27 protein-coding genes are annotated in these 21,472 nt (G+C 67.8%); 25 read left to right on the top strand and 2 right to left on the bottom strand.

Going from position 1 to position 21,472, the window contains the following annotated elements:
• The 22 genes from FAB82_RS17295 to FAB82_RS17190 all read left to right on the top strand — a co-directional run bounded on the left by FAB82_RS17295 (position 1) and on the right by FAB82_RS17190 (position 16,605).
• The gene (locus tag FAB82_RS17295; protein ID WP_136535793.1) at positions 1 to 261 is read left to right on the top strand and encodes a hypothetical protein; all 261 of its coding nucleotides are present in this window, start codon (positions 1 to 3) and stop codon (positions 259 to 261) included.
• Entirely contained in the window at positions 258 to 680 is a 423-nt protein-coding gene (locus tag FAB82_RS17290) for a phage terminase small subunit (RefSeq protein ID WP_136535792.1), read from the top strand. Before FAB82_RS17295 ends, FAB82_RS17290 begins: the two co-directional genes overlap by 4 nt.
• 18 nt (positions 681 to 698) lie before the next feature.
• Positions 699 to 2,339 (top strand): terminase, encoded by a 1,641-nt coding sequence (locus tag FAB82_RS17285; protein ID WP_136535791.1) that lies wholly within the window; start codon positions 699 to 701, stop codon positions 2,337 to 2,339.
• A gap of 31 nt (positions 2,340 to 2,370) precedes the next feature.
• Positions 2,371 to 3,876: a phage portal protein gene (locus tag FAB82_RS17280; RefSeq protein WP_136535790.1), complete on the top strand. Its 1,506-nt coding sequence runs from the start codon at positions 2,371 to 2,373 to the stop codon at positions 3,874 to 3,876.
• Positions 3,873 to 4,607, top strand: coding sequence for a VG15 protein (locus FAB82_RS17275; RefSeq protein WP_136535789.1), 735 nt, complete (start codon positions 3,873 to 3,875; stop codon positions 4,605 to 4,607). The genes FAB82_RS17280 and FAB82_RS17275 overlap by 4 nt, the downstream gene beginning before the upstream one ends.
• A gap of 80 nt (positions 4,608 to 4,687) precedes the next feature.
• Positions 4,688 to 5,206, top strand: coding sequence for a hypothetical protein (locus FAB82_RS17270; RefSeq protein WP_136535788.1), 519 nt, complete (start codon positions 4,688 to 4,690; stop codon positions 5,204 to 5,206).
• Positions 5,207 to 5,271: 65 nt separating this feature from the next.
• Positions 5,272 to 6,336, top strand: coding sequence for a phage major capsid protein (locus FAB82_RS17265; protein ID WP_136535787.1), 1,065 nt, complete (start codon positions 5,272 to 5,274; stop codon positions 6,334 to 6,336).
• A gap of 2 nt (positions 6,337 to 6,338) precedes the next feature.
• Entirely contained in the window at positions 6,339 to 6,770 is a 432-nt protein-coding gene (locus tag FAB82_RS17260) for a hypothetical protein (RefSeq protein WP_136535786.1), read from the top strand.
• Positions 6,767 to 7,102, top strand: a complete 336-nt coding sequence (locus FAB82_RS17255; RefSeq protein WP_136535785.1) for a hypothetical protein — start codon at positions 6,767 to 6,769, stop codon at positions 7,100 to 7,102. The genes FAB82_RS17260 and FAB82_RS17255 overlap by 4 nt, the downstream gene beginning before the upstream one ends.
• Positions 7,102 to 7,419 (top strand): hypothetical protein, encoded by a 318-nt coding sequence (locus FAB82_RS17250; RefSeq protein ID WP_136535784.1) that lies wholly within the window; start codon positions 7,102 to 7,104, stop codon positions 7,417 to 7,419. Before FAB82_RS17255 ends, FAB82_RS17250 begins: the two co-directional genes overlap by 1 nt.
• On the top strand, positions 7,416 to 7,838 hold the full coding sequence (locus tag FAB82_RS17245) for a hypothetical protein (RefSeq protein WP_136535783.1): 423 nt from the start codon (positions 7,416 to 7,418) through the stop codon (positions 7,836 to 7,838). Before FAB82_RS17250 ends, FAB82_RS17245 begins: the two co-directional genes overlap by 4 nt.
• A gap of 48 nt (positions 7,839 to 7,886) precedes the next feature.
• Positions 7,887 to 8,519, top strand: coding sequence for a phage tail tube protein (locus FAB82_RS17240; RefSeq protein ID WP_136535782.1), 633 nt, complete (start codon positions 7,887 to 7,889; stop codon positions 8,517 to 8,519).
• Between the two features lie 24 nt (positions 8,520 to 8,543).
• A complete protein-coding gene (locus tag FAB82_RS27560; protein ID WP_136535781.1) occupies positions 8,544 to 8,927 on the top strand; it encodes a hypothetical protein in 384 nt (127 codons plus the stop codon).
• Between the two features lie 17 nt (positions 8,928 to 8,944).
• Positions 8,945 to 9,331, top strand: a complete 387-nt coding sequence (locus FAB82_RS17230) for a hypothetical protein (RefSeq protein ID WP_136535780.1) — start codon at positions 8,945 to 8,947, stop codon at positions 9,329 to 9,331.
• Positions 9,331 to 12,435 (top strand): tape measure protein, encoded by a 3,105-nt coding sequence (locus FAB82_RS17225; protein ID WP_136535779.1) that lies wholly within the window; start codon positions 9,331 to 9,333, stop codon positions 12,433 to 12,435. Before FAB82_RS17230 ends, FAB82_RS17225 begins: the two co-directional genes overlap by 1 nt.
• Entirely contained in the window at positions 12,436 to 13,293 is an 858-nt protein-coding gene (locus tag FAB82_RS17220; RefSeq protein WP_136535778.1) for a hypothetical protein, read from the top strand.
• Positions 13,280 to 14,413: a hypothetical protein gene (locus FAB82_RS17215; RefSeq protein WP_136535777.1), complete on the top strand. Its 1,134-nt coding sequence runs from the start codon at positions 13,280 to 13,282 to the stop codon at positions 14,411 to 14,413. Before FAB82_RS17220 ends, FAB82_RS17215 begins: the two co-directional genes overlap by 14 nt.
• Positions 14,403 to 14,648, top strand: coding sequence for a hypothetical protein (locus FAB82_RS17210; RefSeq protein WP_136535776.1), 246 nt, complete (start codon positions 14,403 to 14,405; stop codon positions 14,646 to 14,648). Before FAB82_RS17215 ends, FAB82_RS17210 begins: the two co-directional genes overlap by 11 nt.
• Positions 14,648 to 15,238, top strand: coding sequence for a hypothetical protein (locus FAB82_RS17205; RefSeq protein WP_136535775.1), 591 nt, complete (start codon positions 14,648 to 14,650; stop codon positions 15,236 to 15,238). The genes FAB82_RS17210 and FAB82_RS17205 overlap by 1 nt, the downstream gene beginning before the upstream one ends.
• Complete coding sequence (locus tag FAB82_RS17200; RefSeq protein ID WP_136535774.1) at positions 15,231 to 15,773, top strand: hypothetical protein; 543 nt, start codon at positions 15,231 to 15,233, stop codon at positions 15,771 to 15,773. The genes FAB82_RS17205 and FAB82_RS17200 overlap by 8 nt, the downstream gene beginning before the upstream one ends.
• An 18-nt stretch (positions 15,774 to 15,791) precedes the next feature.
• Complete coding sequence (locus FAB82_RS17195; protein ID WP_136535773.1) at positions 15,792 to 16,328, top strand: hypothetical protein; 537 nt, start codon at positions 15,792 to 15,794, stop codon at positions 16,326 to 16,328.
• A 40-nt stretch (positions 16,329 to 16,368) separates the two neighbouring features.
• A complete protein-coding gene (locus FAB82_RS17190; RefSeq protein ID WP_136535772.1) occupies positions 16,369 to 16,605 on the top strand; it encodes a holin in 237 nt (78 codons plus the stop codon).
• 89 nt (positions 16,606 to 16,694) lie between these two features.
• Here FAB82_RS17190 and FAB82_RS17185 read toward each other — a convergent pair whose 3' ends face one another.
• Positions 16,695 to 18,455 carry a recombinase family protein gene (locus tag FAB82_RS17185; protein ID WP_168801652.1) on the bottom strand — a complete coding sequence of 587 codons (1,761 nt, stop codon included), beginning with the start codon at positions 18,453 to 18,455 and terminating at the stop codon, positions 16,695 to 16,697.
• A 248-nt stretch (positions 18,456 to 18,703) separates the two neighbouring features.
• Between FAB82_RS17185 and FAB82_RS17180 the strand changes: the two genes are divergently transcribed.
• Together FAB82_RS17180 and FAB82_RS17175 are read left to right on the top strand one after the other, a co-directional pair.
• Positions 18,704 to 18,904, top strand: coding sequence for a hypothetical protein (locus FAB82_RS17180; RefSeq protein ID WP_136535770.1), 201 nt, complete (start codon positions 18,704 to 18,706; stop codon positions 18,902 to 18,904).
• A gap of 35 nt (positions 18,905 to 18,939) precedes the next feature.
• Entirely contained in the window at positions 18,940 to 19,194 is a 255-nt protein-coding gene (locus tag FAB82_RS17175; protein WP_136535769.1) for a DUF397 domain-containing protein, read from the top strand.
• Between the two features lie 50 nt (positions 19,195 to 19,244).
• Here the strand turns inward: FAB82_RS17175 and FAB82_RS17170 are convergent, their stop codons facing one another.
• Positions 19,245 to 19,751: a hypothetical protein gene (locus FAB82_RS17170; protein ID WP_136535768.1), complete on the bottom strand. Its 507-nt coding sequence runs from the start codon at positions 19,749 to 19,751 to the stop codon at positions 19,245 to 19,247.
• Positions 19,752 to 20,333: 582 nt separating this feature from the next.
• Here FAB82_RS17170 and FAB82_RS17165 point away from each other — a divergent pair.
• A complete protein-coding gene (locus tag FAB82_RS17165) occupies positions 20,334 to 21,185 on the top strand; it encodes a PD-(D/E)XK nuclease family protein (RefSeq protein WP_136535767.1) in 852 nt (283 codons plus the stop codon).
• Positions 21,186 to 21,472 lie beyond the last annotated feature (287 nt).

Below are 21,472 nucleotides of genomic sequence, written 5' to 3'. Positions count from 1 at the left end.
ATGGCTGAGGACCTCGGAACCGTGACCATCGGCGCTCGCGAAATCTATGACGAGGTCGTGTCCATCCGAGGCGACCTCGGCCGCATCGGCGGCGAACTGGGCCGGATCTCCGACTCGGACGCCTCCACGCAGGAGGCGCTCGTCGACCACGAGGACCGGCTTCGCCAGGTCGAGCGGCGGCTGTGGGCGATCCCCACGGCCGCAACACTCCTGGCGACCGGCTCACTCGTCGTCGCGATCATCGCCCTCGTGACCCGATGACCCACCCCAAGCCACAGGACGGCAAGCTCGGCCGCCACCAGAGCCTCGCCGAGCAAGCGGCCGTCGAACTCGCCACGATCCCGCACGCCCGCTCAGACTGGGACTTCGGCGACCTCGGCAGGTTGAAGGCCAAGACGCGCCAGTGGCTCATCTCGGTCATGTCGAGCCCGCAGGCGGCCCTTTACCAGGTCACCGACATCCAGCGCATCCGCGACTTGATCCCCCTCAAGGACGCCTATTACGGCACGAGCGAGCCCGAGCTGCTCATCAAGCTCGCCAGGACGATCAAGCCCCTCGAAGACTCCTTGCTGTTCAGCCACGTCGACCGCTCGAAGGTCGGCATCAAGTACGCCCCAGTGATCGAGGGCGAGAAGGCCGAAGAGGACGACGACGGGGCCGTAGACGCCGCCTTCGCCTAACCCCCTTTCGGAGCCCCCGTGTCCGTCGTACAGGTGGGGAACCTCCCTGCCCAGCGCCCCAAGGACCAGGGCTACTCCGAATTCGTCGGTCTGGCCGCCATCCGATGGGCGCATAAGCACCTCCGCAACCCCGACGACCCCGATATGCCGTGGAGATTCACGGGCGAACAGATCCGGTTTCTCCTCTGGTGGTACGCCACCGACCCCGCCAAACAGCACCGCTGGGTGTGGCGACGCGCGGTCTTGCAGCGCATGAAGGGCTGGGGGAAGGGACCGCTCGCCGCGGCCGTCTCATTGATTGAGCTGCTCGGCCCCTGTCGGCCGAAGTGGGATCGCCAGTCCCGCACTTGGATCGTCGCCCGCTCCGATGCGGCGTGGATTCAGCTCGCCGCCGTGTCGTTCGATCAGACGGCCAACACGTTCGACATGTGCAGGGCCATGATCGGCGCCCGCACCGAGATCGACGGGATGCCCGTCGACTGCGGCCAGACCCGCATCCTCGCCGGGCCCACCAAAACCCGGAAACTCCTCCCGGTCACCAGCGAGGCGAAGACCCTCGAAGGCTCCCGCCCGACCCTGGTCATCGGCGACGAGACCCACCTGTGGACCTCCTCCGACGGCGGGCACAAGCTCGACCGCGTCTGTAAGCGCAACCTCGGCAAGTCCCGGGGCGGCATGGGCCGGATGCTGGTCACCACCAACGCCCACATGCCCGGCATGGACTCCGTCGCCGAACGCGACTTCACCGCCTTCCAAGCCCAGCACGAGGGCAGAGCCAGAACCACGGGCATCCTCTTCGACTCGATCGAGTCGAGCTTTCCCGTCCGCGACCTCGCCGACGAGGACGAGCTTCGCGCCGCGCTGGCCGACTGCCGCGGGGACGCGACGTGGTTGGACATCGACCGCATCGTGGCCGAGATCTACGACCTCACGGTCACGGTCGACGAAGCCCGCCGCTTCTACCTCAACCAGGTTGTGGCGCACGGTGACTCGTGGGTCGAGCCTCACGAGGTCGACGGCGCGGTGGTCGACGAGCAGATCGAAGACGGCCGGATCGTCGCCTTGGGCTTCGACGGCAGCAAGAGCCAGGATGCGACCGCGCTCGTCGCGGTCGACGTAGAGAACGGCCTTGTCGAACTCCTCGGCGTGTGGGAGAAGCCCGACATGCCCGGCCAGGAGGACTGGCAGGTGCCCAAGGCCGAAGTCACCGCCGCCGTGGACCGCGCGTTCAACCGCTTCCGCGTCGCGGCCTTCGGGTGCGACATGTCCTATTGGGAGCCCTACGTCGAGATCTGGGCCAACCAGCACCGGGACAAGGTCTTCGCCTCCCTCGGCGCGAAGGGCGTCTTCAACTTCGACATGCGCTCCTCCCGCCGCCTCGCTGAGTTCACGGTCCAGGCCGAGGCCACCGTCTCCTCGTTCCAGACCGGCACCATGCGCCTCTCGCGCCACCCCGCGCTGATCCGCCACCTCAAGAACGCCAGGCGCCGCCCCAACGCCTACGGCATCGGCATCGGCAAGGAATCGCGCCAGTCGACGCAGAAAATCGACGCCGCCGCGGCCATGCTCATCGCCCTCCACGCCAAGCACCTCGCCCTCGAAAAGGGCGTGCTCACCAAGTGGCGCAAGCGGACCGGCGTCCTGGTCGGCCTCAACTAGACCACCCCTCACCCGCCCCCTTGGAGGGCTCATGCCCGCATCGGGCGACCTCAGAAACGTGCTCCACCGCTCGCTCGTCCGATTTAACGACGAGCGGCAGCATTACGCCTGGCTGGAGCGGTACGCCACGGGCCTCCAGGACCCGCCCTACATGCCCAAGCACGCCCACCGCGAATACGCGAGCCTCGTCAAGACCGCGGTCTTGAACTTCTTGCCGCTCATCGTGGATGCCGTCGCGCAACAGCTCTACGTCGAGGGCTACCGCAAGCCCGACTCCCCGGACGACGACACCTCGTGGGAGTGGTGGTCGGCGAACTCGCTCGACGCCTGGCAGCACTCCGTACACCGCGACACGCTCACGTACGGCTTGTCCTATGTCCGGGTCCTGCCCGGCAAGAAGAAGGTCCCGCAGATCCGGCCCTTCTCGCCGTTGTCGATGTCGGCCCTGTACGAGGACCCCATCCACGACGAGTGGCCGCAGTTCGCCCTCCACGTCGACCTCGATTACTCGACCGGCGAGAAGCGCTGCCGCGCAACGCTCCTAGATGACGAGTACGAGCACGTGTACCTCGGCGAAAACTTCACCGACTCCCCGGACCTCGACTCCTTCACCCTCAAGGAGTCCCGCCGGCACGGGCTCGGCGTGTGCCCGATCGTCAGGTTCCGCAACCAACTCACGACCTCCCCGAACATCGGCCCCCGCGGCGACATCGAGGCCCTGATCCCCACACAGGACCGCCTCAACTCGCTCACCCTGACGGCCTCGCTCATCGCACAGTTCGCGTCATTCAGGCAGCGGTGGGCCTCCGGCCTCGTGATCCCGCGCGACCCCGAGACCGGCGAGCCCGTCGACAGCTTCAACTCGGCAGTCAACCGGGTGTGGGTGACCGAGACGCCGGACGCGAAGTTCGGCGAGTTCAGCGAATCAGACATCGGCAAGATCCTCCTGGCCGTCGCCGAGACCATCAAGCACCTCGCCGCCATCAGCCAAGTGCCCCCGGTGTACCTCCTCGGCGAGATCGTCAACATCAGCGCCGAGGCGCTCGCCGCCGCTGAGGCTGGGCTGCAACGCAAGTGCTCGGAAAAGCGGACCGTCTACGGCGAGGCGTGGGCCCAGGTCATGCGCCTGGCGACCGCCGCCTCAACCGGCCGCGCGATCCCCGAGGACGCCCACCTCAACCGCATCGTTTGGCGCGACACCGAAGCCAGAAGCCTCGCGTCCACAGTCGACGCACTCGGGAAGCTCTCCCAGATGCTCCAGGTCCCCCCGGAGGCGCTCTGGGAACGCATCCCCGGCGTCAACTCCTCCGACGTGGCCGCCTGGAAGAAGATGAGCGCGGAGGCCGACTCCTTCGGCAACATGCTCGGGATGCTCCAAGGCCAGGCGCAGCGCGCCGGCGTCGAGAAGACGCAGGCCGAGGCCAAGGGCATCGACAACGCCAAGGGCGGCGTCAACGTCCCCGGCACGGCGACGACCTCGAAGGACGGGTACGGCACCCCGAGCCGCGGCAAGCCCGCCGCGAAGGCGGCGAAGTGACCACGGCCGTCGAGGACCTCGAAACCGAGTTCGCCCGCCGAATCGAACGCGAGGGCGCCGCCGCGCAGCTCGACCTCATCGACGTGTGGCCCCTGCTCGACACTCGCGACCTCGACGCCTCCTTTCCCTCCTACGCGACCGCCGCACAGCTCGTCATCGGCGAGCACTCAGGCGCGATGATCGCCGCCGCCGATCAGTACCTCGCGCAGCTCCGCGACCTCGCGGGCGTCGAGGACCTCGCGGACCTCGCCCGGACGGTCGGCATGAGCATCGACGAACTCCTCGAACACCTCCTGATGTCCGGCCCGGTGACGATCAAGACCGGCCTTCAGGCCGGGTGGACGCTCGAACGTGCCGTTGAACTCGCACTTGTCGAGTCCCTCGGGACGATCCAGAAGATCCTGGCCGACCTCGCCAGAGAGCGCACCTTCGAGCACCTCCAGGCCGAGTACAACGCCGGACGCACGGCGCGCTGGGCACGGTTCTCGATCTCCAAGCGCCCCTGCCCGTGGTGCCGGATGCAGATCTCCAGAGGCCCCGTGTTCTACACCGAGCGGACCGCTTCCTTCAAGTCGCACAAGCACTGCAAGTGCCTCGCCAGGGTCATCTACCAGGGCACGCCGCTTCAGCGCGACCGCGAGGCCGAGTACCTCGCCGAGTGGAAGGCGTCCGGCGGCGACCTCAACGCGATGCGCCGCGCGGACTACGCCGCCGCGAAATCCGAGGACTGACCCCCCTCCTCTTTTCTCTTCTCTCCCTTCCGGCCGCCCCGGCGGCGGCCGTCCCCTCCCCTCTATCCAGGAGATAGCCCGTGGGCGACGAACCCCAGACCACCCCCGACACCGTCCCCGAGGCACCCGCCGCCCCGGCCCCGGTCCCCGCACCGCCGCCTGCCGCCCCCGCGGCCGACCTGACCGGCCTCCCGGACTGGGCACAGTCCGAGATCAAGAACCTCCGCAAGGAGTCGGCCTCGTACCGCACCAAGGCGAAGTCCCTCGAAGACGAGTCCAAGTCCGAGCTTCAGCGCGCGCTGGACGCCCTGGAGGCGTCCAAGACCGAACTCTCGACCACCCGGACCGAGCTGACCCGCTCGAAGGTCATGACCGAGTTCGGGATCGACCCCGAGCTGTCCGACTTCCTCAACGGCGACGAGGCCGCCATGCGCGCCGCCGCCGAGAAACTCTCGCGCCTCGCGACCGACCAGCGTGCCGCGTCCCTGCGCTCCGCGCCCGTCGCCGCGCTCCAGTCCGGCGGCACCGCCCCCGCGGCCGAGGCCGACTGGGACCCCGCCGAGATCGCCCGCCAGGTGCGGGACGCCTCCCTCTACTAGCCCGGCCCCAGGCGAGCCCGGCTCTTCCCCTCTGCCCTTCCCCCCTCGAAGGACCTACGTAACCCATGCCTGTCTCTTACCCCGGCTACCGCGACCCTGGCGTACTCGTCCAGGCATCGAAGTTCGCGGCCGTCGCCCTCTCCCTCCTCCAGGCCCGGCTGATCCTGCCGGCCATGTTCGAGCGCCACTCCGAAGCCGAGTTCATCGGCGCGATGGGCGATGTCGTCAACGTCCGCCGCCCGAGCTGGATCGTGGGGCAGGAGCCCCTCCCGATGCGCAAGGACCGCACCGCCTACCCCGCGGGCACGGTCAATTCCTCGGGCTCGGCGGTCGGCTACATCGACAGCCGCGTCAACGAGTACACCATCCCCGTCAAGCTCGACAAGGACCTCTACTCCGCGTTCAAGCTCACGGACGAGATGCTCCGGCTGGACATCCGCTCCTACGCCGCTCAGGTCCTCGACCCGCAGACCCGCGCCATCGCGGAAAAGTACGAGTCCATCGTGGCCGCAGCCATGCGGGCCCTGTTCCAGGTCTACGACTACCCCGAGGGCGCTGGCGCGACCGGCACCGTCGCCATCGGCGGCGACGACCTCGCCACCGCCACCGCGAAGGTCCGTGGCGTCGTCCTGATCATGCGCAAGGTCCTCAACGACCGCAACGTGGACGGCGCCGGGCGGCACCTCCTCGTCGGCTCTGCCGTCGAAAGCCTGATGCTCCAGGACCCCAACCTGATCCGCGCGGACTGGGCGGGCGACAACGCCGCCCTGCGCAGCGCGCAGGTGGGCCGGATCTACGGGTTCAACGTCGCCACCTCCTCCTCGATCGGCGAGAACGAGATCTACGCGTGGCACCCTTCGGCGCTGCGCCTGGTCTCGATGGCCCCGGCCACCCCCGAAGGCGTCACCTACGCCGCTTCCCTCGGCGCGCACGGGCTCAGCCTGCGGCTCATCCGGGACTACGACTACGCGTGGGCGATGGACCGCTCGCTCATGAACTGCTACTTCGGTATCGGGAACATCGTCGACTACGCCACGGCCGCCGAGCAGACCGCCGCCGACGAGACGCGCCTGCGCCAGTACCGCGGCGTGCGGGCGACGATCGACTTCGACACCCCGGCCGCCCCGTAACGATGGCGTTCGCGACCCCGACCGAACTCTCAGGCCGCCTCGCCGTCGCCTTCACCCCTGAGGAGACGGCGAGGGCGGCGGTGCTCCTCGACGAGGTCTCGGCGCTCATGCTCCTGGAAATGGACTGGGCCGCCGAACCCGAGGAGGTCGACGAGCCCCGCTGGCCGCTCCTGCGGATGGTCGCTCTCGGAGTGGCCGCCCGCTGGTGGTCCAACCCGCTCGCCATCGCCTCCGAGGTCATCGGCGACTACAGCTATCGGCTGGACCGCTCGCAGATGACGGGCCTCGATTTCTCCGAGTCCGAACGCAAGCTCCTGCGTCGGATCTCGGGGCGCGGCGCGATCACCTCGGTCCGCGTCGTCTCGGGCATCACGTCCGACGACCAGGCCGCCTGGTCGCCGTACTCGTACCCGGGTTGGAGCGACTACCGGTGAAGACCACCCGAGCCGTCCTCTGCCACGAGATCACCGTCCACCCCGGCATTGCGCAGGAAGACGTGTACGGCAACACGATCCGCACTCCGGGCGAGCCGGTCACGTACCGGGCGCGGGTGTGGATGACCGCCGGCCGCGAGATCGAGCGGTACCGGGACGACCTCCCCGTCCAGACCTGGTGGGCGATCCTCCCCCCGGACGCCGAGGTCTCCAGCCACGACCGCATCGACTTCGCGGGCCGCTCCTTCGACGTGGAAGAGGTCCTTCCCCGGCTCGGCCATCACGCGGTTCACCACCTCACTGTCCGCCTCACCCAGACGGAGGGCTTCTGATGGCGCGCGTCGTCATGCACCGCGACCAGATCCGCGAGTTCATGTCGTCCCCGCAGGTGTACGACATGCTCGAACACCACACCACCCGCATCCGCGGCAACTGCGAGGCGTTCGCTCCCGTGGGCAAGACGGGCGCCTACAAGCGGTCGTTCTTCACCCACGCGGGCAAGGACCGCCGCGGCTACGCCGTGGGCTACGTCGGCTCCACCGACCCGGCCGCCGCCCACATCGAGTGGGGCACCCGGTACTCCCTGACCGGCCCGACCCCGGACCACCACACGATGGCCTCCGCGTTCTGGGCCTCGGCGCTGCCGTGAGTGCCGCCGCGCCGCGCTTCGGGGACGCCGAGCTGTCGGTGCTCGACTACCTCTCCCGCCACCTGGCGAACTTCCAGGGCTCCACCGACTTCCCCACGGGCACACCCGCACAGCCGTGGATCGTGGCCCGCCGCTACGGCGGGAACTACAGGCCGCCCGCCATCGACTACGCGCGCCTGTCGCTCGAATCCTGGGCCGCCAGCCGCTTCGACGCTCAGGCGCGGCTCCAGGAGGCCATTGGCGCGCTCCTGGTCGCCGGGCGACTGGACACGACACCGCGCGCCAAGGGCGACATTCCATTGCCGCGCATTGTCCGCACCTTTGTCGAGTCCGGCCCCCAGTTCTTCCCCGAAGCACCCACCGACTGTCCACGGTGGATCTCCACTGTCGCGGTCTACATGCGCGCCCTCGACGCCTGACGCGGCTTCCCCCTCCCCACTCCTCACCCCCTCAGAGGACCCCTCCCAATGGCATACGAGTTCGACAACGCCGCCGTACGCGTGGCGTCCACGGGCCAGGTCTTTTACCTCGAAGACGACCTTGGCCTCATCTACCCGACCGTGAAGGCGCAGCTCGAAGAGCCTGCGACCGCGATCGACTCCATCACCACCGCCCAGTTCAATCAGCTCGGGCTGCTCAGCGAGGACGCGGTGGAGCACGAGTTCGCCGACGAGACCGAGGACATCCTGTCCTGGCAGAAGGGCATCGTCCGCACCCTCATCACCTCGCGGACGGCGGCGTTCACCCTCGCGGCCCTGGAGACCAACCGGGCGGCCCTGGAGCTGTTCTACGGCTCCATCATGTCCACCCCCGCAGCGGGCATCGGCCGCATCGGCGTCCAGTCCAATGTGGCTCGCAAGAAGATGATCACGGTCCTGGAGTTTCAGGACGGCACCCTCGCGGACGGCACCACGCCGAAGATCTACCGCCTCATCATGCCCAGCTCGCAGGTGACTGAGCTGGAGTCCCCGGCGTTCACCTCGGCCTCGGCCGTGACGTGGGGCGTGACCATCGCCGCCCTCGGCTCCAGCCACGACCTCCTCACCCTCATCACCAATGACCCCGTCGTGGTCGGCACGACTCCGCCCGAAACCCCGTAAGCACCAGTCAAGGAGCACCTCTTCATGTACCCCGACACCGCCCCGGCCGCGCCGTCGATGTTCACCCGCCCCGCCCCTGTCGCCCCTCCGACTCCGGCGCCGGTCCCTCCGGCGCTGCCGACCTACGGCATGGCCGAGCTGCGCGCCGAGGCCGCGCCCGGCGTCCAGATCCGCGCTGAGAACGGCGAGGTCTTCTATATCCCGGCCGCGGACGAATGGCCGGACGAGGTTTTCGAGGTCATGCCCGACAACGTCGACCGGATCGCGCCCAAGGTCATTGTCGCGATGGCGCGCGCCCTGCTGGGGGCCGACTACGAGCGGTTCCGCGCCGCCGGCGGCCGGGCGATGGACGTGTGGCGGGCGATCAACCGCGCCGCCGTCGACCAGGGCGTGACGCCGGGGGAATGATCGCGCTCGCGCGAATAGTGCGAGCACACACCCCCGACCTCGACGCGGATTTCCTCCACCACTACGGCCTCGACCTCGCCCACCTCGGCACCCGCCGCCTGACGTGGGCGAGGTTCGCCGGGCTCCTCGTGCGCCTGCCCGCCCAGTCCCGGTCCCTCCGAGCGATCGGCGGCCGGGTCGACGACTGGGACGCCCCCACCCACCTCGCCGCCGCCTCACTTGACACGGCGCGGCAGACCAATTACCTCATCGGGGCCCTGCTCACCGCGCACGGCGCGAAGAAGAACCCCGTCACCAAGCCCGACCCCGTCCCCCGCCCCGGCCATGAGGCCACAGGGCGCAAGCGACGCGGGTTCCGGGCGCTGTTCTCCCACTACGGCACCCATGTGAGGTCCATCGGCTAATGGCTACCGGAGGCGCGAAGTTCGCGACCGGCTACGTCGAACTGACCCTTCTGGACAGTTCGATGCTCAAGCGTGCCCAGAGCCTCACGGCGATGGTCGCCCGCGACATCGAGCGGAACATCAACCGCGGCCTCGCCGCGTCCTTCGACCGGATCGGCGACCGCCTGACTTCCCTTGGCGGGGAGGCGACCATCGCGTTCGCGCCCGTGTCGCTCGCTGTCGCCAGCATCGTCGCGGACGGCTGGGAAATGGCGAAGTCCGTCTCCACTGCGCGGAACATCTTCCACCAGTTCGGCATGGAGGCGTCGGCCTCGACCGCCTTTGTCGATGAGCTGTATGCGAAGTCGAATGCGTGGGCGACCGATTTCCCGACCATGCTCCAGGCCGCCATCAAGCTATGGCCCGCTTTCGGCGGCAACGTCGATGAGATCCGCTACGCGATGGAGGGCCTCTACAACGTCACCGGCAAGTACCACCTGGGACAAGAGGCCGTCAACGGCGTGATGCGGGCATTCGTCCAGATCAGCCAAAAGGGCAAGGTCCAGGCGGAAGAAATGTTGCAGGTCTCCGAATGGGGCGTTGACTCCTGGGGCCTGTTCTCCCGCGCCCTCGGTATCACCACTGAGGAACTGCGCGACATGACCGCTCGCGGCGAAGCACTCGCCGAAGACGTCATGCCCAAGGTCTACCAGTATTTGAACGAGAATCCTGAGTTCGCGGGCAAGGCGAGTGCGGGCGTCGCGACATTGTCGGGCCAGCTCGCCATTCTCCAGAACCAATTGTCGATGCTCGTCGGCGGCCCGATCGCCAACCAGAACGACGCCCTCGTAGCCGCATTCAAAGACCTCAATAATGCGGTCGCGACATTGATCGAATCCGGGTTCGTCGAGGAGTTCCTGACCCCCGTCATCGCCGGATTCGCCGCCTTCACGGGCTGGCTGGCGACCGTGGACGGCGGGACGGCCGCCCTGATCGCCGGGTTCGTCGCGCTCGCGGCCGTGATCGGGCCCCTGCTGCTCATCGCGGGCCGCCTGTTCGACCACCTCGGCGAGGGTGCCGCCGCTGTCGGCCGGTTCAACGGCCGCGTCGTCGAGGGCGCCAAGACCCTCGGCGGCGGCTTCAAGTCCGCGTTCACCTACTTCGTCGACTCCTGGCGGACCACGCCGCAACCGGTCGGGCGCGTCGCGCAAGCGCTCGACACCGCCGCCCTGGCCGTCGCGTCCTTCGGCGACAAGGTCCTCCACCCCGTCCGCACCCTCGGCCAGTTCGCCCAGGCCACCTGGAACGCCTACCAGCGGACCAAGCTCCTCGCCCTCCAGGTCGACGGGGTCCTGTGGCGGGCCTTCGACCGCATCCCCGACCTCATCGCCGCCGGGTGGGACGCGGTCTACCGCTTCGACCAGGCGTGCGTCCGGGCCGCCAAGAACGGCCTCGCCGCCGTGCGCACCGGGCTGACCGCGACGTGGAAGGCCCTTCCGAGGACCCGCGCCGAATTCGCCGCCCTCGGGTCCCAGACCCTCAAGGGCCTCCAGAACGCCGCCCTCGCCACCGGGCGGGGCCTGCGCTGGATGGTCCAGGACGGGCCCGCTCAGGCCATGATGGGCCTCTACCGCGCCGCCGGCCGCGCCGCGGACGGCCTCTCGAATCAGCTCCTCAACGCCCTCACCGCCACGAGCCGCGGTCTCGCGCGGTTCGGCACCTTCGTGCGCGGCATCGCCACCGACGCCCTGACCACCCTGGGCCGCAACGCGGGCGGCATCGCCCGCTCCGGGCTCAACGCCCTGCGCGGCGGTCTCATGGGCGCCGCTCTCGCGGCCGGGGCGCTGCTGGTCTCCGGGGTCGCGATCGGCCCGGCCGTCGCCGACGCCGGCGCGCAGGTCGTCACGGCGATCCAGAACCTCCCGATCCTGGCCGAGGCGCTCGCGACCCAGCTCCCGGGCATCATCCGCGAAGCGGTCGCCACCCTCGCCCAGATCCTCCCCGAGCTGGTCGCCAGCCTCCAGGAGGGCGGCCCGCTCATTCTCGCGGCCATTGTGGACAGCCTGTCGATCCTGGGTCAGGCAGCCGTCCAGGCCGCCCCGACCCTGCTGTCCCTGGCGGTCGGGCTCGTCGGCCAGCTCGCGAGCTACCTCGCCACGAACGTCCCCCTGCTCGTCGATGCCTTCATGGGCGTCTTCCCCCAGATCGTCGCCGGAATCGGCACGGCCGCAACGAGTCTCGTCGCCGCCGTCGTCCAGCTCGTCCCGCCGCTGCTGACCGCGATCGTGAATGCGATTCCCGTTATCGTGTCCGGTTTCGTGTCGCTATTTCCGGTTTTGGTGATTTCGATCCTTGAGGCGATCCCAACGTTGGTAAGCGCTTTCCTAACGAGTGTGCCAATGCTCATCGAGTCGACGATCGCCGCCATACCGTCCATTGTGGAATCAGTGGTCTCGATGATCCCTCAGATTATTAGCACACTTGTTCCAATGCTGCCGCAGATCATCATCGGCTTCCTGCTGCTCGTCCCGCAGCTCATCGTGGCAATTTTGGGCGCTATCCCACAAATTGTCCGAAATGTCGTCACGATGATCCCCGAGATCGCATCGGCGCTCATCGATGCGCTGCCCGAGGCGGTCGACGCCTTCATGGAGCTGGTCCCCGAGCTGCTCGACGCCTGGAAAGACGCCGGATCGGCCTTTAAGGACATAGGCCGCGAACTGGTCGACTGGGTCATCGACGGCCTGTCCGCCGCTTGGGGCTCGGTCTCCTCGTGGGTCTCGGATCAGGTGTCCAACATCGACATCAACCCGTTCTCCGCCTCCGATCTTACCGGGTCGGTCGGGCTGGAGGCGGACGCCTCCGCCGTGTCCTCGGCCCTGAGTCCGCTCGCCGCCTCCTACTCCATTGCGGACACTGCCGCGTCGGCCTCGACGTTCGACGCCGCCACCCTCGCGGGCGCGGCCGATTCGCTCGCCACGTTCGAGATGGACACGTCCGTCTCCGTGCCGAACATCGGCGTCCGCGTCTACCTGGGCGACACCGAACTCACCGACCTGGTCCGCACCGAGATTCGCGTCCTCGACGAGCGGGACGCCGCCTTCGCCGCCGCTGGAGCCCGCTAGATGTCCCTGGAGATCACCGTCGCCACCGACCCCAGTCGGCGCGCGAACGTCGTCCACCTCGTCAATCCCTACCCCGACACGCCGCAGGTCGAACTGGTCTCGTTCGCCGACCTCTCCGCATACGGCCCGCACACCTCCGTGATGTCCAGGCTCGGGGACTACACCGTGGACGAGGCCGGGGCCACGATCATCGATTTCACCCCGCCCCTGGGCGTCCCGGTCTACTACCGGGCCACCGCCGGAACGAACGTCGTCCGCTCCAAACCCGCCGTCCACGGCCACGGCCAGTACGTCTGGGTCAAGTCCAAGCAGTTCGCTGGCAAGCCGATCGGGCTACTGCTCAAGTCCGCGCCCCAATTCAGCTTCAACGCCGAGGTCAACGTCTTCTACGGCCTCTCCTCGGCCACACAGGGTCTCGGTTACGGGCAGGCCGGAGTCCGCCGCCCCGGCGCGGTGGAGTTCTCGTTCTACACCTGGACATTCGAGGAGGCAGGCAGGATCAGGGATCTGATCAGGGACAACCCCTTGTGTATCCAGTGGCCCGGTGTGGTCGACGAGCCCCTCATGGTCGCCCCCTGGTATCTCCTGGAGAACGTCGGTCGCACCGCCATCGGCCCACCCGATCAAGGCATGTTCGAGTGGACGTGGTCGATGTCCCCGGTTCACGCGACGACCCGCGTGTTCGCCGAGGTCACCGCGACCTACCAGACCGTCCTGGGCGGCGGTTGGGCCTCCTATGCCGAGATGGAAGCCGACGCGGACGTGGGCACCTACACCCACGCGCAGATGGCCGCCGTCTCCCACGGCGGCCCGCCCCTGCCCGAGGGCGAGAGCGGAGTGCCCGTTGGCTACTCCTGACCTCACCTCCTGGATTCGCGGGACGCAGCTCGACCTGGAGTGCTCGGCGACCATCCGCAACCTCGGGACCGTCGTCACCGCCGGCGTCCCGGTCTCGGGGACCCTCACCCTCACCCGGCCCGCCGCCGTCGTCCGCACCGCGGACGTGCTCTTCCAGACCCTCACCCCGAAGGCCCTCGCCGCCGGGCTCGACTCAGGATGGACCGCCGACCTCCAAGTCACCGTCCGCCAAGGCGGCACCGTCCACACGGTGCCGCTCGGCCGGTTCAGGGCGATCACCACCGAGTGGAGCCCCGGCGCCCCCGCCGTCGCCGCCCAGCTCGCCGACGAACTCACGCTTGCCGTGGACGACCGCTACAAGTACCCCTACACGATGCGCAAGGGCTGGACGTACTTCGAGGCGATCCGCCGCCTCCTCGGCATCCTCGGCATCACCCCGGCCGGCACCCTCCACGCGACCATCGCCACCGACACCACATGGGGTCCGATCCCGGCCTCCTCGATCCGGGTGCCGATCACCGAGGACCGCGAGCGCATTGAGCTGTTCGAGCTGCTCAACGACCGCATCAAGACCCAAACGTGGTTCGACAAGAACGGCGTCCTCACGATCCGGTGCGACCCGGCCGTCTACTACCGCAAGGCCGCCAACCGGACCCGCGCCGATTACGTCCTGTCCGACCCCGCGGCGTTCCGGGTCGACGCGGTCAAGTTCGCCCGCGAGGACCAGTACAACGCCCTGGTCATCCAGCCCGGGGAGAGCGCGGAGAACTTCTGGTACTCCTGGCGGCCCGTCACCTTCGGGAACACGCCCTATGGCGCGAGGTTCGGCGCGAAGCCCGTCTTCTACAGCTCCGACCTGCTCGACACGCGAGCCCAGGCGGAGGCCGCCATCGACGAGATGCTCCCGGACTACACCAGCCCCGCCAAGCGCCTGACCGTATCGGCCCCGCCGTACTGGTGGATCGAGGCCGGGAACGTCGTCTCCCTCCCCGGTGCTTCGAGCAAGCCGCCCCGGTACGTCATCAACGCCGTGTCCCTCCCGCTCGGCCTGGGGGACATGGCCCTGGAACTCGAATCGATCGACCCCGAACAGTACGAGGTGCCCGAATATGGCGCGTAGACGCCCCGCCCCGCTCCCGCGCCGGTCACGGCCCCAGCCGCGGCCCCTGCGGGAGTTCACCTACCGCTTCCCGATCGCCGCCTCCCCCTCCGGCGGGTACGTCGACCTGACCGCCCCCGAAGGCGAGACCATCACCGCCACCGTCCCCGCGCACATTCCCGCGATCGGATCGAACACCGTGGCCCTGGTCCGGTTCACCGGCCGCCGCGCCGTCGTAGACGGGTGGGCCGCCTGATGGTCGCGAGCACGCCGCGCTTCCAGATCCGCCACCCCACCCGAAGCGACCTCTTCGCACCGCACACCGACATGACCAACCTCGCGGCGGATGTGGAAACCGCGCTCGTCGCCGTCGAAGCCCTCGGCCTCCCCGCCGAACCCTGGACCGACATCCCGCCCCTGCTGCTGTGGGACGACGACACCACGACCGGCATCACCACCGCCACCGACTCACTGTGCCGCTGGCGGTCCCATCACCTCCTCGCCCATATCAGCGCCCAGGTGACTTTCACCGAGGCCCTCCCGACCGGGACCGGGTACGCCCGCCTCCGGCTGTGCCCACCGGGCGGATTGACGTGGAACGGGTTCACCATCGCCACCGCCTTCCACCAGTCCGCCGCAGGGGCCCTCACCCCGATCTCGGCAGCCCCCACCACGTTCGACACGCAGATCAACGGCATCGCCGTCCCCAACGCGCCGTTCGCCGCGGGCGACGCGCTGTTGATCTCGGCCGAGTTCGAGCCCGTCTCCGGTGCCACGAGCGCCGCCGAAACCGAGATGCTCACCGCCCTCGATGAGATCCCCACCGAGGAGACGTCAGGTGAGTGACCGGACCATCCCCCGCCCCGCGTCCTGGAAACGCGACTTCGTAGCCGACTTCGAGCAGATCGCCGACGCCGCCGAAGACTGGGCCGCCGCGATCGAGGACGCCCACGACGCTGAGGTCACCGGCTGGGACACCTACACGCCCGGCATCATCGTCCACCGCACCGCCGCCGAATACACCAACGGGACCGGCGTCGGGGCCCTCAGCCTTCAAGCCAACGTCGCGAGCGCCTACGGCTTTGTCCTCGCCCGCTACTCCTTCGTCTGCGTCGAGCCCTGGTACGCCGCGACGCTCACCCTGCCCACCATCGTCCAGTACCCGCCGTGCATCGTCCACGCCCGCGACTACTCCGGCAACCAGGTCCGCGCCGCCACCGACACCGCCTCCCTGGTCATCGGCGCAACCGGCACCCTCATGGCCGCGAACATGTACCTTGCCGCCGTCCGCTACACCGCTACCGGCGCACCCGAGGCCGGGGACTGGATTCTCGACCACGCGGACGAGCAGCTCGGGCTCAACACCATCCTCACCAAGTAAGAGGAGAACCCACCCCTCATGGTCTCCGCCATCCCCACCAAGCCCACATTCAGCGCGGGCGAGCGCGTGAGCGCTGCCAAGATGAACACCCTCTCCAACCACGCCGACTGGGTCACCGACGCGCCGATGATCCACCTCTACCTCGGCTCCAACACGGTCCTCAACACCTCCGGGTTCGTGACCTGGAACAACCTCCTCACCAGCCTGTCCAACTTCTCCGTCACTCTGCCCGCCACCTACATCACCGTCCCCTACACGGGCATCTGGGAATGGAAGTACCAGCTCTCCCTGTCGCACAGCCCCGCCTCCTCGAACCCAGCATCCGCCACCCTCTACGTCGGCGACGCCTCGTCGCAAGGCACCCGCGTCGCCGGAGACCAGATGGTCCGTGTCGGCGGCGGCATGACCACGTTCCTCGCCTGCTCGGCGTACGTCGCCATGACCGCCGGAACAACCGCGATCCGCTGCTTCTGGCAGTCCTCGACCACGGGCATGACCGCCTACGGCACCTCCCGCGCCACCTGCCTCTCCGGGCGGCTGCTCCAGCGCCTCTAACCCCCAAGTAGCCCTCAACCCTCCAAGGAGGACACACCCCTTGTTTACCCCCGAGTTCTGGCGCGACGCCGCCGAGCGCGCCGTCCGCACCGCCGCCCAGACCGGCCTCGCCCTCGTCACCGCCACCGCGGGCCTGGGCCTGACCGATATCGACTGGGCCGCAACCGCCTCCATCGTCGGCCTCGCCACCCTCGCCTCGGTCCTCACCTCCGTGGCGACCTCCGGTGTCGGCCCGACCGGCACCGCCAGCGTGGTCACTGAGCCCGCCACTGCCTGACCCCGGGCACCACAAAGCCCCCGCCGCAGATCCCCAAATGCGGCGGGGGCTTTCGTGTGCTCAAACCCCAAGGGCGAGCGGAACAGTCATCATGCCACGGCCAGCGCCTCAGGAGTGTCTGTGTCGGCCTGGAGGCCCGCGAGCATCGCGGCAGCGCCGGGGATCTCCACACCGCATTTGGCGGCGTGCGTGATCTGTGCCAGGCGCGTCTCGTTCAAGTCCTCGTCGCCGTCCAGGATGGGGAGCAGGCGGCCCATGTGGTCGTAGAGGTGCACCCAGTGCTCGACCGGGGGCGTGTAGAACTTCCCGCGTCCCTGCGACTGCGCGAGGGCTGGGAACACGCGGATGGTGGGGAAGACGCGCTTGAGGGCCTTCTTTTTAGCGCTGATCTCCAGGTCATCCCATTGTTCTTCGATCACGGTCCAGGGGATCTCTTCTCGTTCGATGCTGGAGACGGGGAGGTCGGTGGTGGCGATGTCGGCCAGTTCCTTGGTGATGCGCTCTTCGGCATCGACCAGGATGGACAGGCTGATCTTGCCTACAGCGTAGGCTTCGGCCAGTTCAGCCCGGCGTGCTTCGAGGACGCCGCGCTGGCGGGCGGCGGCGGCATGGGCTGGTTCGGCTACGGCCTTCGCGGTCTGGTCCGCGTTCGCGGCGTTGAACGCGTCGAACTGGGCGGGGTCCCGCAGGTACACCTTCAATTGTGCGACAACGTACTCGTCCACCACATCGGCTTTGACGTGCGTGTGAACCTTTTCGCACCTGTCGCCGTGGCACCCGTAGTAGCGGATCTTCTCGCCCTTCTGCGTGCCCACGCGCGAACGCAGCGGCTTGTGCTCCGCACCCACACCGCACTCGTAAACACCCGCTCCGAGGTGACGGGCGGCGTTGCCAACCGCCTGCCGCGTCGCCGTCAGCATCAACTTGAGCGTCTCGTACCGGCCGGGGTCGATCACCGGTTCCCAGTTCCCCGGCGTGGTCTCGGCCTTCCACGACTCGACCGGCTTCGTCTTGGTGTCGTAGAGGTAGGTGTGGCGCTGGTAGGCCCTTCGGCCGACCATCGCCGGGTTCAGGAGCGCGTCCTTGACCGCGCGCCAGCGCCACGGGCGGCCCTGGCGGTTGGTGATCCCAGCACCGTTCCAGCGGCGGGCGACTTCGGCGAGCGTCGAGCCTTCGATGTCGATCAGGTAGTCCACGGCCTCGTTGATGACCTTCGCCTCTTCGGTGACGTGGACGTAGGTGGAGCGGTCTTTGGTGTGCGCGAGGCCGAACGGGGCCGGGGTCGTGGCGGCCATGCCGCGCTTGACCCGCTCCAGCTCGGAAAGGTTGCGCCGCTCGGCGAGCCGCTCGACCTCTTGGCGGTTGACCGCGGCCTTGATGCGCGCCTGCATCCGACCGCCCGAGGTGGTCAGGTCGTTGTATGCGTCGTGCGTGTAGCAGACAGGCATTTCAGCGCCCACAAGGAGGTTGATGGACAGCTCCCGCTCGATCGGGGAGCGCAGGAAGCGCTCGTCAGAGCGACAGACGACCTCCTTGAGCTTTCCTTCTTCGATGTCGGCCATGAGACGCTTGAACGCCTCGCGTGGCTTGGCGGGGTTCGAGGCGGACCGGTCCTGGTCGATGTAGAGCACAACCCGAGTCCGGCCGTGCTGGACGCACCATTCGAGGCCGTTCGTGAGTTGGTTGTCGATCGAGACCTCGTCGCGGTCCTTGCGGGTCGGAGAGCGACGGGCGTAGATGGCGGTGATGTCCTGAGTTTCCTCGACACTCAATCCGCCCAGGTCGGAGAGGATTTCGAGGGAATCGAAGCCGCCAATGAGTGCGGCGTGATCGGCGAGACGAGTGCTCACCGGAGATGCCTGGGTAGTTTTACGAGGCATTACATCCATCCTAACGTCAGGATGTGTCACTTGCCTACTTGGATGTGGATCAAGAACGACAAGCGACACAATGAAGAATGCAACTGTAGCAGAAGAGCCCGCGGCCCCACAATCCCCAGGCTAGCGACACCTTGCGGGCCTTGGGAAATGGACCTGACCCTGTCATCATGACGGCGAGCCTCACCCTCGGCGACCCCGGCCGGGCCTAGCTTCGGCGTATGAAGCGATTCGAGACCTTCTGGTCCGCCCTGACTCTCTGCGTGAACGTACTCGGCCTGTTCGCCGCCTGGGCCGTTCTCAACCAGCTCATGCCCACCGCGTGGGCGGTAGCGGTGATGGTGGCTGTCTGCGGTGGACTGGTGGCGTCGGTGCTCATACTCGTGCCCTGGCGGGTCCGCAGGGGGAACAACGCATCTTGAGGTCCGCGCGAACTGCCCGGCCTAGGCTCGTGTCCATGACAAAGCGAGAGCACCCACTCAAGGGCGAGTTCGACACTGCCACGGCGCGCTGGGAGCGCACGACGCACGAGGACGGCACTCCGGCAGCCCTGGAGGTCGGCTACGCCTCTAATGGGCTTGTGGCGCTTCGGATGGCGGCGGACCCCGAGGGCGACATCCTGATCTACACGCCGGACGAGTGGAAGGCGTTCGTGGAAGGCGTCCGGGACGGCGAGTTCGATCTGCCGACCTGGGAGACCGAGGAGGAGTGACGCGCTGGCTGTCCTGATGATCCCCGGCTTCGGCTGGGGCTTCTTCGTTCCTACCGCGCTTCGTCCATGCCGAGCTGGACGGGAGGAGGATCGAAGGGAAGCAGGTTCGCATACAGCTCGTTGACCGCCCAGAGCGCTTCCCTACTGGTCGGGGTGGTCGCAATGGCCTGCCAGGCGATCCTGTCGAGCAAATCCGCGAGGACGTGGCAGGCGTGAACGGCTCGCCGGGGCCCGGTGATCATGACCGGGACGGAGGCGTGGACCGGGGCGAGGAGCGGGTCCGCCTCCAGTTTGAGCAGTCGAGCCCCGGTGGCGCGCGCGGCGTACTCACACAGCCATGAGCGGGCCGTGGCGGCGGTGCCGCGGAACTCAACCGCGATCTCGGCGTCTTCGCCGCTTGGTTGCTGGCTGTGCCGGGCGCAGAGGTCAACGGCCGCTGCGAGCGCGGCCCGGTTCTGATCGGCGCGGAGGGTGTTCCGAACGTCGATCTTGCTCGCGTGCTTGTCGATCGCGTGAACGAGTTCGTCATCGACAGGGAGGGTGTAGGGGATCGTCATGCGGTTGTCCTTGGGTCGGTAACGGCATAGTCGGTCTTCAAACTGTCAGCTACCCGACAGAAGTGTACGACACTCTGTGATTGCATGGTGGGTTCCAGTGATGACGACGACAGCGGTTGCCTGCCATCGAAACTCAAAACGCACGTTTTGAGTTTCCAGGTGGGAAGGTATGAGTACGCAGCATTGTGCGCAAAATGCCCACGCCGAGTGAGGGTCATGCGACTGTGACATAACGAGTCTTGTGTGGCTCTTGGTAGTCATGTTCTCAACGAGGCGTGATGTGTGATCATCATCACGAAAGACGTTCACATGCTTCCGAGACTGTCCAAATTGCTCATTAGCCCCGCTGGTAGCGCCCGCCTCACCTACACGTTTACAAGGTTGCATATCCGAGTCATGTTCACGGTAACCATGCCCGTGCGACCGTAACGGCGATGCGAGCGGTGGACGCTCGTGCTCAAATAGCTGTTCACTTGTCGGAGTCGCCTAGCTACCCATCTGGCGACGACTGCTTGCGGGGATTACTGCCACGGTGCGCAGCCGCAGCGATTCGACTGACGTGTCCTCACTGGAGTACGCACCATGACGATGATCGATCCCCCGCCCAAGACCCTCACTGCCCCAACGAGGACGACCGGAGAGCACCGCTCCTACAGTCAGTTGTCTGCCTACGAGCGCTGCCCGTACGCCTACTACCTGACCCGGATGCGCGATGACATCGAGGAGCGCCCCGACGCCTGGCGGCCCCACGGCACCGCCCTCCATGCCGCGGCTGAATTCTGGGAGCGCTCAGGGCGCACCGCCAGCCGCACGGCGGTCGAGGAGAAGTTCACCGAGGTCTACAAGGCAGAGATTAACGCCGAGCTGGAGCGCGTCCCGAACCTCGACTACTGGGCCTGGTCCGGTGGCATCAAAGCCGAGGACGACATCCCGCGTCGGCTCGCCCTCGGCCTCGCCCAGGTCGGTTACTACATCGACTACTACGGGCTCAACCCCGATCAGCAGCCGTGGACCACGCCCGAAGGCGAACCCGCGATCGAGCACCGTCTTGAGGTCGACCTCGGCGGCGTCCGCGTTGTCGCGATCGTCGACATGATTCTCTCGCACCCCAAGCACGGCATCATCGTGCGCGACAACAAGATCTCGAACCCGCCCGCGGGCTCGCATCAGCTCTGCGTGTACGCCGTCGTGACCAACGAGGTGTACGGCACCGCGATCGACCTCGGGGACTACTGGGTCGGCAAGAAGGGCAAGCCGGGACGCATCCGCCACCTCGCCGGGCGGAGCGGGGAACAGTGCACCCCTGACTACCTGGGGAACCAGTTCGCCAAGCTCGACGCGAACATCAAGGCCGGCAACTTCCCGCCGAACCCGTCGGGTACGACCTGCCGGTCCTGCTCGGTCAACGCGCACTGCCCGTTCCGCGCGATCTAAGACCCCCGTGGGTCCCGGTCCGGGCCCCGCGCGGAGCACTCTCCTACCTACCACTCGCCAGAGTCCCTTATCGACTCTGCACCCGTTCACAGCGGTCCGGCACACCGCTCCTGCTGACATCACTTAACGCGGTGGATCACACACAAGGAGTGAGTTCATAGTGGTTGTTTCCCATCTCGAAATCGTCCACCCCCAGGCGAGCACGGTCGACGACTTCACGTTCCCGCCGACCGGCGGGCACATCAGGGTCGTCAACGGCGACGACGAGGACGGCCCCTGGTTCGTCG

The sequence above is a fragment of the Glycomyces buryatensis genome (assembly GCF_004912275.1).
Taxonomy (GTDB): domain Bacteria; phylum Actinomycetota; class Actinomycetes; order Mycobacteriales; family Micromonosporaceae; genus Glycomyces; species Glycomyces buryatensis.
Note: the sequence above shows the minus strand (reverse complement) of the source record. Positions and strands in the feature narration are given on the sequence as shown.